The organism is Streptomyces sp. NPDC048603 (assembly GCF_043199475.1).
GTDB lineage: Bacteria > Actinomycetota > Actinomycetes > Streptomycetales > Streptomycetaceae > Streptomyces.
On sequence record NZ_JBICVY010000014.1, the window covers coordinates 120,334 to 134,860 of the forward strand.

At 73.4% G+C, this 14,527-nt stretch carries 15 protein-coding genes; 4 read left to right on the forward strand and 11 right to left on the reverse strand.

The window, feature by feature from the left end; translation table 11 throughout:
• Nucleotides 1-66 precede the first annotated feature (66 nt).
• From ACGFQ9_RS30850 to ACGFQ9_RS30870, 5 genes are all read right to left on the reverse strand, one after another.
• Nucleotides 67-1,293 carry an arginine deiminase gene (locus ACGFQ9_RS30850; protein ID WP_393578338.1) on the reverse strand — a complete coding sequence of 409 codons (1,227 nt, stop codon included), beginning with the start codon at nucleotides 1,291-1,293 and terminating at the stop codon, nucleotides 67-69.
• A gap of 108 nt (nucleotides 1,294-1,401) precedes the next feature.
• A complete protein-coding gene (locus ACGFQ9_RS30855) occupies nucleotides 1,402-1,902 on the reverse strand; it encodes a hypothetical protein (RefSeq protein ID WP_393578339.1) in 501 nt (166 codons plus the stop codon).
• Between the two features lie 191 nt (nucleotides 1,903-2,093).
• On the reverse strand, nucleotides 2,094-4,679 hold the full coding sequence (locus tag ACGFQ9_RS30860) for a polynucleotide kinase-phosphatase (RefSeq protein ID WP_393578341.1): 2,586 nt from the start codon (nucleotides 4,677-4,679) through the stop codon (nucleotides 2,094-2,096).
• The gene (locus tag ACGFQ9_RS30865; RefSeq protein WP_393578342.1) at nucleotides 4,676-6,169 is read right to left on the reverse strand and encodes a 3' terminal RNA ribose 2'-O-methyltransferase Hen1; all 1,494 of its coding nucleotides are present in this window, start codon (nucleotides 6,167-6,169) and stop codon (nucleotides 4,676-4,678) included. The genes ACGFQ9_RS30860 and ACGFQ9_RS30865 overlap by 4 nt, the downstream gene beginning before the upstream one ends.
• Before the next feature lie 96 nt (nucleotides 6,170-6,265).
• Nucleotides 6,266-6,694 carry a hypothetical protein gene (locus ACGFQ9_RS30870; RefSeq protein ID WP_393578343.1) on the reverse strand — a complete coding sequence of 143 codons (429 nt, stop codon included), beginning with the start codon at nucleotides 6,692-6,694 and terminating at the stop codon, nucleotides 6,266-6,268.
• A 151-nt stretch (nucleotides 6,695-6,845) separates the two neighbouring features.
• On the opposite strand from ACGFQ9_RS30870, the gene ACGFQ9_RS30875 reads away from it, so the two are divergent.
• Together ACGFQ9_RS30875 and ACGFQ9_RS30880 are read left to right on the forward strand one after the other, a co-directional pair.
• Nucleotides 6,846-7,316 carry a lamin tail domain-containing protein gene (locus tag ACGFQ9_RS30875; RefSeq protein WP_393578344.1) on the forward strand — a complete coding sequence of 157 codons (471 nt, stop codon included), beginning with the start codon at nucleotides 6,846-6,848 and terminating at the stop codon, nucleotides 7,314-7,316.
• A gap of 177 nt (nucleotides 7,317-7,493) precedes the next feature.
• A complete protein-coding gene (locus tag ACGFQ9_RS30880) occupies nucleotides 7,494-8,339 on the forward strand; it encodes a hypothetical protein (RefSeq protein WP_393578346.1) in 846 nt (281 codons plus the stop codon).
• 34 nt (nucleotides 8,340-8,373) lie between these two features.
• Here the strand turns inward: ACGFQ9_RS30880 and mmuM are convergent, their stop codons facing one another.
• Together mmuM and ACGFQ9_RS30890 are read right to left on the reverse strand one after the other, a co-directional pair.
• Nucleotides 8,374-9,276: a homocysteine S-methyltransferase gene (mmuM, locus tag ACGFQ9_RS30885; protein WP_393578348.1), complete on the reverse strand. Its 903-nt coding sequence runs from the start codon at nucleotides 9,274-9,276 to the stop codon at nucleotides 8,374-8,376.
• Between the two features lie 7 nt (nucleotides 9,277-9,283).
• Complete coding sequence (locus ACGFQ9_RS30890) at nucleotides 9,284-10,207, reverse strand: LLM class F420-dependent oxidoreductase (protein ID WP_393578349.1); 924 nt, start codon at nucleotides 10,205-10,207, stop codon at nucleotides 9,284-9,286.
• Between the two features lie 208 nt (nucleotides 10,208-10,415).
• On the opposite strand from ACGFQ9_RS30890, the gene ACGFQ9_RS30895 reads away from it, so the two are divergent.
• On the forward strand, nucleotides 10,416-10,619 hold the full coding sequence (locus ACGFQ9_RS30895) for a hypothetical protein (RefSeq protein ID WP_393578350.1): 204 nt from the start codon (nucleotides 10,416-10,418) through the stop codon (nucleotides 10,617-10,619).
• Between the two features lie 103 nt (nucleotides 10,620-10,722).
• Here ACGFQ9_RS30895 and ACGFQ9_RS30900 read toward each other — a convergent pair whose 3' ends face one another.
• From ACGFQ9_RS30900 to ACGFQ9_RS30915, 4 genes are all read right to left on the reverse strand, one after another.
• Complete coding sequence (locus ACGFQ9_RS30900) at nucleotides 10,723-11,208, reverse strand: DUF6099 family protein (protein WP_393578352.1); 486 nt, start codon at nucleotides 11,206-11,208, stop codon at nucleotides 10,723-10,725.
• Nucleotides 11,209-11,328: 120 nt separating this feature from the next.
• Entirely contained in the window at nucleotides 11,329-11,670 is a 342-nt protein-coding gene (locus tag ACGFQ9_RS30905; RefSeq protein ID WP_393578465.1) for a nucleotide pyrophosphohydrolase, read from the reverse strand.
• A 101-nt stretch (nucleotides 11,671-11,771) separates the two neighbouring features.
• Nucleotides 11,772-13,001, reverse strand: coding sequence for an ATP-binding protein (locus ACGFQ9_RS30910; protein WP_393578467.1), 1,230 nt, complete (start codon nucleotides 12,999-13,001; stop codon nucleotides 11,772-11,774).
• Between the two features lie 183 nt (nucleotides 13,002-13,184).
• Complete coding sequence (locus ACGFQ9_RS30915; protein ID WP_393578353.1) at nucleotides 13,185-13,580, reverse strand: cell division protein SepF; 396 nt, start codon at nucleotides 13,578-13,580, stop codon at nucleotides 13,185-13,187.
• Nucleotides 13,581-13,765: 185 nt separating this feature from the next.
• On the opposite strand from ACGFQ9_RS30915, the gene ACGFQ9_RS30920 reads away from it, so the two are divergent.
• Nucleotides 13,766-14,509: a DUF2470 domain-containing protein gene (locus ACGFQ9_RS30920; protein WP_393578355.1), complete on the forward strand. Its 744-nt coding sequence runs from the start codon at nucleotides 13,766-13,768 to the stop codon at nucleotides 14,507-14,509.
• The last annotated feature ends 18 nt before the right edge of the window (nucleotides 14,510-14,527 follow it).

Below are 14,527 nucleotides of genomic sequence, written 5' to 3' on the forward strand. Positions count from 1 at the left end.
ACGATCCTCTGCATTGCTATACGGAAAGTCTCCGAGGGGCTCGTCACACCGGGCCGCCGCGCCCCGTCACACCGGGTCGCGCTCGACCGGGCAGCTCATGCACCGGGGACCGCCCCGGCCGCGCCCCAGCTCACTGCCCGGGATCTCGATCACCTCGATGCCCTCCTTGCGCAGGTGGGTGTTGGTGGTGACGTTCCGCTCGTACGCGATCACCACGCCCGGCTCCACGGCCAGCACGTTGCAGCCGTCGTCCCACTGTTCCCGCTCCGCCGAGTGCACGTCCTGGGTGGCGGTCAGCACCCGGATGGAGTCCAGCCCGAGGGCGGCGGCGATCGCCCGGTGCATGTGCTCCGGCGGATGGTCGGTGACCTTCAGCTCCTGCCCGTCGCCGCCCGGCTCGATGGTGTAGGAGCGGAGCATGCCCAGGCCCGCGTACTGGGTGAAGGTGTCCCCGTCGACCATGGTCATCACCGTGTCGAGGTGCATGAAGGCCCGGCGCTTGGGCATGTCCAGCGCCACGATGGTGCGCGCCGAACCGGCCGCGAACAGCCCGCGCGCCAGCATCTCCACCGCCTGCGGGGTGGTGCGCTCGCTCATCCCGATCAGCACCGCCCCGTTCCCGATGACCAGGACGTCCCCGCCCTCGATGGTGGAGGGGTAGTCGGCCTGGCCCTGCGACCAGTAGTGGAAGGGACCCGAGCCGGTGAACAGGGGGTGGTGCTTGTAGATCGCCTCGAAGTGCACGGTCTCCCGCTGCCGGGCCGGCCAGCGCATGGCGTTGATCGACACCCCGTCGTAGATCCAGGCCGAGGTGTCCCGGGTGAACAGGTGGTTGGGCAGCGGGCCGAGCAGGAAGCCGTCCAGCTCCAGGGCGTGGAAGCGGACGGACACCGGTTCGGCGTGCCGCTCCAGGAACTCCCGCTTGGTCATCCCGCCCACCAGCGCCTCGGTCAGATCGGCGGAGGGCAGCTCGTCGAAGACCGACCGGAGGTGGTCGGTGGCGAGCGGGCCGTACTCCTTCTCGTCGAACACCCGGTCAAGGACCAGACGTCTCGCCTCGGGCAGGTCCAGCGCCTCGCGCAGCAGGTCCCCGAAGAGGTGTACCTCGACCCCGCGGTCGCGCAGCACGTCCGCGAAGCCGTCGTGCTCCTGGCGGGCCCGGCGCACCCACAGGACGTCGTCGAAGAGCAGCGCGTCCTTGTTGCTCGGTGTGAGCCGCTTCAGCTCCAGGTCGGGCCGGTGCAGTATGACGCGGCGGAGCCGCCCGGTCTCGGAATCGACATGGAATCCCATGCGGTACACGTTCGCAGACCGGGCGGCGTTTTGACGTGGAGTTGCCGCAGCGCCGTCTCGGCGCAGGCCGCCCCTCAGCGCGGACCGTCGCTCAGCGCAGGCCGTCGCTCAGCGCAGGCCGAGAAGCGCCGAGGGCTCGCCGATCAGCTCCGGGGAGACCACCCCCAGCCTGGGGAGGGTCAGGTTGGGCAGGCCGTAGTTGGAGGCGTCCGGCGCGGTCAGCGGCAGACCGACCACCGCGCCGGGGCCGCGCGCCGCCATGGTGGTGGCCGGGGCCTCCAGGGAGCCCTCGGCCTCCTTCTTCTCCGGGCCGAGGGCGTTCGGCACCTTGGAGGCGACCAGGGTGCGGCCGAGGCCGAGGTCCAGGGGAACCGCCGGCAGGGTCCGCTCGGGCATGAGCTCCCCGGTGTGGAACCGGGGAGCGTCGATCGCGCCGACCACGGGCACCGGTACACCGGTGGCCACGCGCGGGGCGTCCATGCCCAGCGCGGACTCGACGCCCTCCAGCGGGACCCCGACCGGGACATCGGCCACGGCCGGGGAGGCCGCCCCCGCCGCGGCCATACAGGTCATGAGCGCCGCAATGCTTCCGCGCGCGGTCATCTTCATATCTGACGTTCCGTCCTTCCACATGGATCACGTACATCCGCTTCATGGAAGAACGAGCCCGTGCGCACCTGGTCACAACCGCGCCGTGCGGCCCTTGACGCCGCTCCCGGGCCGCTCCCGCGCCGTGCCCGCGCCGTTCCCGTGGTCGCCGGAATGGCGCGGGCGCGGTGCGGGCGCCGCGCGGACACCCCCTAGAGGCGGGGGTCCACCGGCTCCGACTCCAGCGCCAGCACGGCGAACACCGTCTCGTGCACCCGCCACAGCGGCTCGCCGGCGGCCAGCCGGTCCAGCCCTTCCAGTCCCAGCGCGTACTCCCGCAGTGCCAGCGACCGCTTGTGGCCGAGGAAGCGCTGCCGCAGTCGCTCCAGGTTCTCCGGACGGGTGTACTCCGGACCGTAGATGATCCGCAGGTACTCCCGGCCGCGCACCTTGACGCCGGGCTGCACCAGCCGCCCGCCCGTATCGTGCGCGTACGCCTGGAGCGGCTTGACGACCATGCCCTCGCCGCCCGCCTCCGTCAGCTCCAGCCACCAGTCGGTGCCCGCCCGTACGGAATCCTCGTCGCCGGTGTCGACGACGATCCGCCCCGTACGGCGCAGCAGCCCGGTGCCCGCCTTCTCGTCGGCCTCGACCAGCCGGTCCAGCCAGGCCAGCTGCCGGTCGTGCGGCACCGCCGCGAGGCTGCGCCCCTGGGCCGCGAGCAGCTGGAAGGGCGCGAACCGCACCCCGTCCAGCCCGTCGGTGGTCCAGCAGTAGCGGCGGTAGGCGTCGGTGAAGGCAGCCGCGTCGGCCGCCCGGTCCCGCTGCCGGGCCGTGAGCTCCGCGGTGTCGACGCCGCGTGCCGCGGCCGCCTCCAGCGCGGCGAGCGCCGCCGGGAAGGCCGCGCCGGCGGCCGCGCCCACCGCCGCGTACTGGCTGCGGAGCAGACCGGCCGACTTCAGCGACCAGGGCAGCAGCTCGCCGTCCAGCAGCAGCCAGTCGGTGGCGAGTTCCTCCCACAGCCCGGCCGCGGAGACCGCGTCCCGGAGCCGGGCGAGGACCTCCTCGGTGGTGGCCGGGTCATCGAAGAAGGGGCGTCCGGTGCGGGTGTACACGGAGCCGGACGGCCCCTGCACCCCGAACCGTTCCGTGGCTGCGGCGGCGTCCTTGCAGAGCAGCACCACGGCCCGGGAGCCCATGTGCTTCTCCTCGCACACCACCCGCTCGATGCCGTCCTTGCGGTACTGCGCGAACGCCTCGGCCGGGTGCTCCAGGTAGCCATCCTCCTTGGACGTGGCGGTCGGGGCCATGGTCGGCGGCAGGTACGGCACCAGGCGCGGATCGGCGGCGAAGCGGCTCATGACCTCCAGGGCCGCGGCCGCGTTCTCCTCGCGCACGGCGACGTTCCCCAGGTGCCGGGTCTCCACGGTCCGCCGCCCGTGCACGTCGGCCAGGTCCAGCGGCCGGCCCTCGTGTCCCCCGGGGGCCGCGGCGGCCAGCGGCTTGACCGGCTCGTACCAGACCTTCTCCGCCGGTACGTCGACCAGCTCGCGCTCCGGCCAGCGCAGCGCGGTCATCCGCCCGCCGAACACGGCGCCGGTGTCCAGGCAGATGGTGTTGTTGATCCAGGAGGTGTCGGGGACCGGGGTGTGGCCGTAGACGACGGTGGCCTTGCCCCGGTACTCCTCGGCCCACGGGTAGCGCACGGGCAGCCCGAACTCGTCGGTCTCGCCGGTGGTGTCGCCGTACAGGGCGTGCGAGCGGACCCGGCCCGAGGTGCGGCCGTGGTACTTCTCCGGGAGTCCGGCGTGGCAGACGACCAGCTTCCCGCCGTCCAGCAGGTAGTGGCTGACCAGGCCGTCGATGAAGGTGCGGACCTCGGCGACGAACTCCTCGTCCTCCCGGGCCAGCTGCTCGACGGTCTCGGCGAGGCCGTGGGTGAGCTGGACCTTGCGGCCCTTCAGGTGGCGGCCGAGCTTGTTCTCGTGGTTTCCGGGCACGCACAGGGCGTTGCCCGATTTGACCATGCCCATGACCCGTCGGAGCACGCCCGGGCTGTCCGGCCCTCGGTCGACGAGGTCGCCGACGAACACGGCGGTCCGTCCCTCGGGGTGCACGCCGTCCTCGTACCCGAGCCTGCCGAGCAGGGTCTCCAGCTCCGAGGAGCAGCCGTGGATGTCACCGACGATGTCGAAGGGGCCGGTGAGGTGCCTGAGGTCGTTGAAGCGCTTCTCCAGCACCACCTCGGCGGCGTCCACCTCCTCGGCGCTGCGCAGCACGTGCACCTTGCGGAAGCCCTCGCGCTCCAGGCCGCGCAGCGAGCGGCGCAGTTCGCGGCGGTGCCGCTGGATGACGGCGCGGGGCAGCCCGGCGCGGTCGGGGCGGGTGGCGTTGCGCACGGCGCAGACCTCCTCGGGCAGGTCGAGGACGATCGCGATGGGCAGCACGTCGTGCGCGCGGGCGAGCTGGACCAGCTGGCGGCGGGCGTCCTGCTGGACGCTGGTGGCGTCGACGACGGTGAGCCGGCCGGCGGCCAGCCGCTTGCCCGCGATGTAGTGGAGGACGTCGAAGGCGTCCTTGCTGGCGCTCTGGTCGTTCTCGTCGTCGGCGACCAGGCCGCGGCAGTAGTCGGAGGACAGCACCTCGGTGGGCTTGAAGTGCTTCCGGGCGAAGGTGGACTTGCCCGATCCGGTGGCCCCGATCAGCACGACGAGGGACAGGTCGGTGACGGGCAGCACCCGCTTCTTCTGCGGTGCGGCGGGTGCGGTCGGCGCGGTCGGCGCGGTGGGCGTGCTCATGCGGCCTCTCCCTCCTTCGGGGTCGTGTCGGTGGCGGCTGTGGTGTCTGCGGTCAGGGTGGTGAAGACGGCCATCTGGGTGGGCGGGCCGACCTCGGGGTCGTCCTCGCCGACGGGCACGTACGCGACGGCGTAGCCGTACCGCTCGGCGATCCCCGCCGACCAGGTCCGGAACTCCTCGCGGGTCCATTCGAAGCGGTGGTCGCGGTGCCGGACGTGTCCGGCGGGCAGGGACTCCCAGCGCACGTTGCACTCGACGTTCGGCGTGGTCACCACCACGGTACGGGGCCGGGCCGAACCGAACACGGCGTACTCCAGGGCGGGGAGCCGGGGCAGGTCCAGGTGCTCGATCACCTCGCTGAGCACGGCCGCGTCGTAGCCGGCGAGCCGCTTGTCGGTGTAGGCGAGCGAGCCCTGCAGCAGCCGTACGCGGGAGCTCTGCCGCTCGCCCATGCGGTCCAGGCGCAGCCGCTTCGCGGCGACGGACAGGGCCTTCATGGACACGTCCACGCCCACGATCTCGGTGAACGCGAGGTCCTTGAGCAGGGCCTGCACCAGCTGCCCCTGGCCGCAGCCCAGGTCGAGCACCCGCCGGGCGCCGGCCTCGCGCAGGGCGGCGAGGATCGCCTCGCGCCGCCGCTCGGCGAGCGGCACCGGTCGCTCCTCCGTGTCCTGGCCTTCGTCGACCGCGTTGTCGATGTCCTCGACCTCGCTGCCGTCGGCCTCGGCGAGCCGGACCAGCTCCAGCCGCTCCATGGCGTCGCGGGTCAGGCCCCAGCGGCGGGACAGGTAGCGGGCGGTGATCAGCCGGTGCTCGGGGTGTCCGGCCAGCCAGCCGTCGCCGGCCCGGAGCAGCTTGTCGACCTCGTCGGGGGCCACCCAGTAGTGCTTGGCGTCGTCCAGGACGGGCAGCAGGACGTAGAGCTGCCGCAGGGCGTCGGCCAGCCGCAGCTCGCCCTCCAGCACCAGCCGGACGTAGCGGGAGTCGCCCCACTCCGGGAAGTGCTCGTCGAGCGGGACCGGCTCGGCCGTCACGGAGGCCCAGCCGAGCGGCCCGAACAGCCGGTGCACCAGCTCCGCCCCGCCGCGCGCGGGCAGTGCGGGGATCTCGACGCGCAGCGGCAGCGGCTGCTCCGGCAGCTCGGGCCGGGCCGTGCACCGGCCCTGGAGGGCGGAGCGGAAGACACTGCCGAGGGCCACGGCGAGCAGCGAGGAGGCGGCGTACGGGCGGTCGTTGACGTACTGCGCGAGGGCGGCGTCGGGAGCTCCGCCGCGGCCCTTGCCCTGACCTCGCCGGACCAGCGCCACCGGGTCGACCTCGAGCAGCAGCGCAGCCGTGCACCGTTCGGCCGTGGCCTCGGGGTACAGGACGTGCGCGGTGCCGTGGGAGGTGCTGAAGGCCTGGCTCCTGCCGGGATGCTTGTGGAGGAGGAAGCCGAGGTCGGTGGCGGGTTTCTCGGGAGTGCCGGTCGTACCGACGGTCAGGAACATGCGTGTGAGTATGGGCGGGCCTCAGGGCTCCGGCCAGCGGTTTTCCAGCGCCGGGCGGCGGGCGCCGGGCTCCGTGCGGTGCGCGTGCGGCGCAGGTCAGGCGTCGTGCGGGGGAAGGTGGCCCGCGCGGCGGGCCTCCGCGATCCACCGGCCCGCGGTGGCCTCCGAGCGGCCCCAGCGGGCGGCGATGGCGCGGCGGGGCGGGATGCCGTGGTCGATCGCCCAGAGGTAGAGCTCGGCGACCCTGGCGGTGTGCTCCTCACCGCCGCCGTACGGGCGGGACCGGTCCGCGGGTGCCGGTGCCCCGCCGAGTTGGACGACGCGCGCCTCGGCCGCGGCCTTGAGGACGGTGTCGAGCGGCAGCCTCCTCAGGAAGGTCGGGGTGAGGGGACGGTCGTCGGGCCCGGAGACGTAGAACCCGTGGGGTTTGGCGCCGTCCGCCGGGAACGAGACCACGAACGCGTACTGCTCGTACCCGGCCAGTTCCTCCACGGTGACGCTGTTCACGCCGGTGGTGACCTTCACATGCTGCCCCTTCTGCACCCAAAGTTGATCGCCTGCATGTAACGCATGCACTCAACTTGATCGGGGCTATGCGATGATGACGCCGGCCCCGGCTCCATCATGCCGCAGTGCGGAGCGGGGCCTTCGTCATGCCATCAGCAGGGGGGATCCCATGAAGAAGACCCACATACTCGGCGCTTCCGCCGCGTCCGCCGCGCTCGCCCTCGGCATCCTGGCCGCGCCGCCGGCCTCGGCCGCCGCGCACCAGGGCGGCCTGCACTTCGGCGCGCTCCAGTTCGACGGCCCGGGCGCGGACCGTCCGCAGACGAACGCGAAGCTGAACGCCGAGTACGTCGACATCCACAACAACACCCGCTCGGCGATGCAGCTGAAGGGCTACACGGTCCGCACCGACTCGGGCTTCAAGGCCACCTTCAGCGGCTCGTTCGTCCTGGGCGCGGGCAAGACCGTGCGGGTGCGCAACGGCCAGGGCACCAACACCGCCTCCACGGTGTACCGGAAGGCGAACAACTTCTGGTTCAACAACAGCAAGGGCGGCGTCACCCTGTACGCCGCGAACGGGGCCAAGAAGGACTCCTGCTCCTGGAAGGCCAACGGCCGCGGCTACACCACCTGCCACTGACGCTCTCGCGGGCGCGGCGGTCCACGGCCGGCGGACAGCCGGCGCGGCACCGCCGCGCCTGCGGGCGAACGGGTGAATTGCCGGGTGCGTACGGGCGCTCACGGCTCGCCCCGGCTGTGGGGGCCGGGCAGTTCCGACTCCGATGCCTTCCGATGGCAGCACCACGAGGAGGCCGGAATGAAATACCTGCGCACCGCCGCACTGACGACCACGGCGATGCTCGCCACTGTTCTTCCCGTCGCCGCCCCGTCCGCATGGGCGGAAGACCGGGCGACGTTCAACGCGCCGCGCACCGTCACCCAGCAGCCGGGCCACCCGCTCGTCCTGTTCCCCCGCCGACAGGGAACGGTGGTGGCGTACTGCCCGCAGGGCACGAAGCCCACGGGCGGAGGCGCGACGGTCGAGACCGACCCGGTCAGCGCCGTCTACCTCACCGAATCGATGCCGGTGGACGGCAACAGGTGGCGGGTACGGGTCTACAACAGCAGCGACGAGGTGCACACCGTCCATCCCCGGGTGGTCTGCACCACGGACCCGACCATCACCTACCAGGCAGGGCCGGACCAGCCCATCCAGCCCGGCGAGTCGGCCGAGTACAGCACGGCGGACTGCGGTTCCCAGTACACGGTGGGCGGCGGTGGCCAGGCCGGCAGCATGACGTTCCTCAGCATGCTGGACGTCCCCGGAACACCGATGGCCAGACGGTGGAACGCACGGGCGAAATACACCGTGTACGACCCGGACGCTCCCCTGTCCTACGTGAGGGCACACGTCAGCTGCTCCGACTCACAGCCCGCCTACGGATTCAGCCGCGTCTTGAAGCTGGCGCCCGGAGCGGTGGGCACGGTGCGGGCGGAATGCCCCGCCGGCCGGGTGCCGACCGGCGGTGGCGCATCCGGCAGCCCCGTGGTCCTCTTCAACGAGTCGGGCCCGACGGACACGGGCTGGGAGGTCCGGGCCACGAACACGGACTTCGACGCCGAGCGCAATCTCTTCGCCACGGTGATGTGCACCGCTCCGTGACCGGCGGGCGCGGCCTGTCGCCCGCGGACGGTCCTCAGAGGGCGTCCTCACCGGCGCTGCCCGGCGGGCCGCCCGGCAGCGTGCGCGCCAGGTCCCCGATGCCGGAGGGGCCGACGCGGCAGCAGCCGCCGATCAGGCGGGCGCCGGCCCGCTGCCAGGCGGCGACCGGCCAGGGGCGGGGGTCCGGCGGGGAGTGCCAGGTGGCGGTGGCGGGGTCCCAGACCGAACCGTCGTTGGGGTACACCACCGCCGGCCGGCCGGTGATGCCGACGGCGAGCGCGATGGCCGGCAGGACCTCCCCGGGGTCGCAGCAGTTGACCCCGGCGGCGATCACCTCCGGGACCCCGGCGGCGAGTTCGAACGCCTCGGTCAGGGGCTGCCCGGCCCGGGTACGGCCGCCCTCGACCGTGTACGAGAGCCAGACCGGGACGCCCGTGCCGGCGAGCACCGACAGCAGGGCTTCGGCCTCGTCGGTGTCCGGGACGGTCTCCAGGGCGAGCACGTCCGGGCCCGCGGCCAGCAGGGCCTCGATCCGCGGCCGGTGGAAGTCCGCGAGCTGCCGGACCGTCAGCCCGTAGCGGCCCCGGTACTCGGAGCCGTCCGCCAGCAGTGCCCCGTACGGGCCGACCGAGGCGGCCACCCACACCTCGTGCTCCGCCGCCTCGGCGGCCCGCGCGGCCAGGACGACGCTGCGCCGCAGCAGTGCGGGCTCGTCCCCCACCTGGTAGCTCGCGGTGATCAGCACCTCGGCGCCGGCCCGGACGTACGCGGTGTGGGCGGCGGCGACCTGGTCGGGTGCCTCGTCGAGCACCCGGCCCGTCCACCGGCCGCCGGACAGGTCGCAGCCCTGGTCGGCGAGCTGGTTGCTCAGACCGCCGTCCAGCAGGACGGTCCGGCGGTCCAGGGCGGCGGCGAGCGGGCCGGATGCGCGCGTCATCGGAACGTCAGCCGAGCTGGGAGAGGACCCCGGCGGAGATCAGCTCCAGGTGGTCCAGATCGTCCAGGTCGAGGACCTGCAGGTAGATGCGGGAGGAGCCGGCCTCCGCGTAGGTGCCGATCTTCTCCACGACCTCGGCCGGGGAACCGGCCAGCCCGTTGGCCTTCAGCTCGTCGACCTCCCGGCCGATGGCGGCGGCCCGGCGGGCCACCTCGGCGTCGTCCTGGCCCACGCACACCACCAGCGCGTTCGAGTAGACGAGCTCCCCGGGCTTCCGGCCGGCCTGCTCGGCCGCCTCCCGGACCCGGCCGAACTGCCGCCGGCTGTCCGCCACGGAGGCGAACGGCATGTTGAACTCGTCCGCGTACCGCGCCGCCAGTGCCGGCGTCCGCTTGGCGCCGTGCCCGCCGATCAGCACCGGCACCCTGCCCTGGGCGGGCTTGGGCAGGGCCGGCGAGCCCTCGATCCGGTAGTAGGTGCCCTCGAAGTCGAAGGTCTGCCCGACCTCGGTGCCCCACAGTCCGGTGACGATCGCCAGCTGCTCCTCCAGCCGGGCGATCCGCTCCGCAGGGAAGGGGATCCCGTACGCCTTGTGCTCCTCCTCGAACCAGCCGGCGCCCAGACCCAGCTCGATCCGGCCGCCGGACATCTGGTCCACCTGCGCCACCTGGATGGCCAGCACGCCGGGCAGCCGGAACGTACCGGCGGTCATCAGCGTGCCGAGCCGGATCCGGCTGGTCTCGCGGGCCAGCCCGGCGAGGGTGATCCAGGCGTCGGTCGGTCCGGGCAGCCCGTCGGCCGAGCCCATCTTCAGGTAATGGTCGGAGCGGAAGAAGGCATCAAAGCCGAGGTCCTCGGTTGCCTTCGCCACGGTGAGCAGGGTGTCGTAGGAGGCGCCCTGCTGGGGCTCGGTGAAAATGCGAAGATCCATGCCTCCCATCCTGCCCCGAGCGCCCCTGCAGGGTGAATCTCCGTCAACGTCGAGCCTCCGGCCCGTTCCCGCCAGTGACCGCCGCCGACGGTGATCGTTGGCCCGACCGGAGCCGGACCGCCCGGCCCGCGCGCCGGCGGCCACCGATCCCCGGTGCGTCCGCCACCCCCTTCCGTCCCGGAAGGGCAGGGCCGAGGAGGCCGCCGCCATGTCCCAGGATTCCGTGCCCGAGCCCGTCGCAGGGGAGCCCGCGGTACCCGCGCAGAGCGGCGCACCGAAGGGCCTCCTCCAGCAGATGGAGGAGCTGATGGCCGCGCTCAACGCCGACCTCTCCGAACTCGACGCCGATCTGCAGTCCTCCGGGAAGCACAACCCCACGACCGAGCACCCCGCCCCCTTCGGCACCCACTGACTTCCGGGGCTGCCCCAGGGCCTTCCGGCCCGGCGCGGACGACGACGTCCGACCGGTCCCGGAGGGCCCTCCGCCACACGGTCTCAGTCGCCGCCGGCACGGCTCAGGCCACGCCCGAGGCCGAACCCCGCTCGCGGACCGCGAGGCGGCGCAGGATCGCCCGGACCCGGTCGCTGGACTCGTCGGCCGCGTCGATCGCCTCTATGCAGGGCCAGTACAGCGCGTCGTCATCCGTGGCGCAGGCCACCCCGACCAGCGCTATGCCGACCTCGCCCAGCAGCGCCTGCAACCCCAGCAGTGCCTGCCGCACATCCGAAACCTCCGTCAACTGGGCGGCCCGTGGTGTGCGGTCGGGGCCCCTGTCCTCGCCGCGCGGCTGCGCGCGGTCGAGCGCCCCGCAGCCTCTTCCCCCCGATTCCCTCAGTCCCCGTGCCTCCGCTCTGAGCTCCTGCGGCCCGGTGACCGCCAGCCAGCTCCCGATCCCCTGGGCCAGTGCCTGTGCCTGCCAGGACTCGCCGATGATGTCCATCGCCGCCCCGCTCCGTGCCAGCGCATGCCGGCCGGCCGCGATCAGCCGTACCGCATCCATATGCCGTCCCCCGTCCGCACGACATCCCGTACTCACCACTACCCAGAGTGAGGGCAACGAGTCAGTAAAGCCAGGGGTATTCGGAAAATGTGGACAGAAACAAGGTTGTGGACAACGCCATCACTCCGAAGAGTGACGATCAGATCCCGGACCGCCCGGTACCGGGAAACGGAGCTCGTTCCTTTCGATCTTCGCGGCGAGCGCATCCAGCACATCCACCCCCAGAACCTCACAGAACTGCAGCAGATACGCGAGCACATCGGCCACCTCGTCGGCCACCCGGTGCGCGGTGTCCGGCTTCTCCATCACCCGCTCCGACTGCTCCGGCGTCAGCCACTGGAAGATCTCGACCAGTTCGGCCGCCTCCACGCTCAGCGCCACCGCCAGGTTCTTGGGGGTGTGGTACGGCCCCCAGCCGCGCGCCTCCGCGAACTCGGCCAGCCGGCGCTGCAACCGGGCCAGCCGCTCCCCGCCGTCATCCACGCCTTCACCCCCGCTGCCACCCCCGCTGCCATCCACGCCGTCGCCACCGACCGCCCCGCCATCCGCACCGTGTTCATCGCTCACCGCACCAGGTCTACCACTGCCACCCCCGGCAGCCCCCGGGCCCCCATCGCGTCCTCCCCCACCGCCGCCACCAGCCGCAGGTGACCGCGCTCCGCCGCCCGCAGGGCCAGCCGGATCAGCTCCGCCCGCTGCCGCCGGTCCAGGCAGCGGTCGAGGCCGTCGGCGAGCACGGTCAGCGCCTGCCGGGCGGACGGCAGTTCGGCGGCCGGGTCCATCGCCAGCACCCCCGGCCCGGTGAGCAGGACCAGGACGAACGCGAGGAAGCGCAGCTCCCCTTCGCCCAGCCGGGCCAGCGGGGTCGCCGGTCCGGACGCCCGCACCAGCTCGGCCGCGACCCGTCCGCCCGCCACCGCCCGGGCGGCCACCTCGCGGACCGGCCCGCCGCCCGCGCACCCGGCACGGACCGCGTTCACCAGCAGCGCGTACCGGGTGCCGCACTCCCGCCGGGTCCGGCGCAGTACGTCGGCCAGGTTGGCGCAGTCCCCCGCCAGCCGGCCCTCACCGAGCGGCACCGGAGCCCTCATGGCCTCCGGCCGCGGGTCGCACCCGTACATCGACCGCAGGGCGACCACCACCTGCTCGGCGGCCGCGAGCACCCGTCGCTGCCCCTCCGTACGGCCTGCCACCCGCAACGGCAGCAGCGCGGTGCCGAGCCGGTCGTCGGGCAGCGGCGCGCGGGTGACCCCGTTGGTGCCGTCGGTCAGCCAGGCCGCCTCGACCGTGGACAGTCGGGGGTCCCTCAGCGCGGTGGTGAGCAGCGGCCGTCCGCCCGCGCTGAGCCGCTCGCCGACGATCCGCAGGGCGGGCTCGGCCTGCACCGCCAGGTCGAGCCGGACCGGCCCGGCCGGACCGTCGACCGTGCAGCCGATCCGGAATCCGCGCCGGCGCTCCGCGTCGGGGACCGACCCGTCGGGCACGCAGGCTCCCGGCTCGGGGAACACCTCGGCCAGCGTGCCTCCCGCGCCCAGCCCGGCCAGCGCCGTACAGGCCTCCAGCAGCCGGGACTTGCCGCTGCCGCTGGGCCCGGCGATCAGCGTGACGGGCCCGAACCCGAACGCGGCCCCTCGGTGCGGGCCGAAGGCGGAGAGCCTCAGCTCGGCCAGCACGGGCCGCGGCTGCGGCCGCCGGGACGCCCACCCGGCGCCCCCGGCCGCGTCCTGGCCGGCCCGCCAGCCGTACGTCCTCGGGTCCGGCGGGCGAAACCCCGGCGTACGGGGCTCCGGCATGCGGGGCTCTGGCGTGCGGGGCTCTGGCGTGCGGGGCTCCGGCGTGCGGGGCTCGGGCAAGGAGTTCGTCGCAGAGCCGGTCGCGGCCTCCGCCGCGGTGTCCGTGGTGGCGTCCATGGGCGGACGGTACGGCCGTCCCGGCGGGCCGGGCGGCCGCCGAACCGTTCCACCGCGACGCTCTTCCTACGATCGGGGGACGGCCGCGGCCGCGATCCCCTCGACCTCGGTGCCGACCGGGGCCAGCAGGAAGACGTTCCGGTCGACCCGGTGCATGCCGCTGCCGAGCCCGAACACCACACCGCTGCTGAAGTCCAGGATGCGCTTGGCCACTTCGGAGTCCGCCCCGGTCAGGTCGAGCAGCACCGGCACCTGGGCGATCAGGTACTCGGCGACCTCCCGCGCGTCCGCGAAGATCTGGACCCGGATGACCACGAAGCGGCGCTGTTCGGCGGCGGCCGCCTCGGGAGCCGTGGGGATGGTGCGGTGGTCCACCCGCGACGGCCACTCGTTGCGACTGCGCAGGGGCACGACCTGCGCGAGCCCCTCCCACTGTTCGTCGGTGACGTCGTACCTGCTCACCGGCCCACCTCGGCCCCACGCTTCTTGTGCATCCCCCCATCCTCCCCCCTTTCACCCGTTCAGCCCAACAACGACACGGCCGGGCGTGGCGCACGAGACGTGGTTGCGGACCCCACCCCGGCATGGGTTAGGTTAGGCAAACCTAAGTCAGTCCGTCGCTCATTCCTCGGGATGGAGAGATCCGCATGTGCCTGCCCGGCTTCCCCGCCTCCAACCCCGCGCCAGCGCGGCCCACCGATGCCGAGCGGGTCCGGACCGTACTCGCCGCGGCCCACTCCATGAGCGTGGTCACCGACGGCCTCCGCACGGAGGTCCACCGGCTGGACGGCGCGGACGTGCTCGGCCGCTTCCACCTCCACCCCGTACCCGAGCTCTCCGGCCCCGAGCAGCTCGCACGCGCGGAAGACCGCCCGGCCGTCCGGCTGGAGTTCACCGACATCGCACCCACCCCGGTCCGCGACCGGGTCCGCGCCCGGGTCACCGTCCTCGGCCGGCTGCTCACCCCGTACCCCGCGGAGTCCCCGGACCCGTCCGCGAGCACCTGCATGGAATACGCCCAGGCCGTCCTGGAGACCGCGGAGGGGATCGCGTACGTCGGCCTCGACGAGCTCGACGAGGCGTACCCCGACCCGCTCGCCGGCCACGAGGCCGCGATGCTCACCCACCTGCTCGACGGGCACGCCGAACTGGTCCCGCTGCTGCTCCGGCTGGCCCCGCCGCCCGCCCCGGGCACCACGGTGCTGCGCGCACTGCCGCTCGCGATGGACCGCTACGGGCTCACCCTGCGGGTGGAGTACCGGCACGGTCACCACGACGTCCGGCTGCCCTTCCCGTCCCGGCTCGACGACGTCGAACAGTCCGGCGCGCAGATCCAGGCCCTCGTCAGCAAGGCCCGCCGCCTGTCGCACCGCAACACCCTTCCGGCCTGAGCCCGGCCCGCCCGCCCC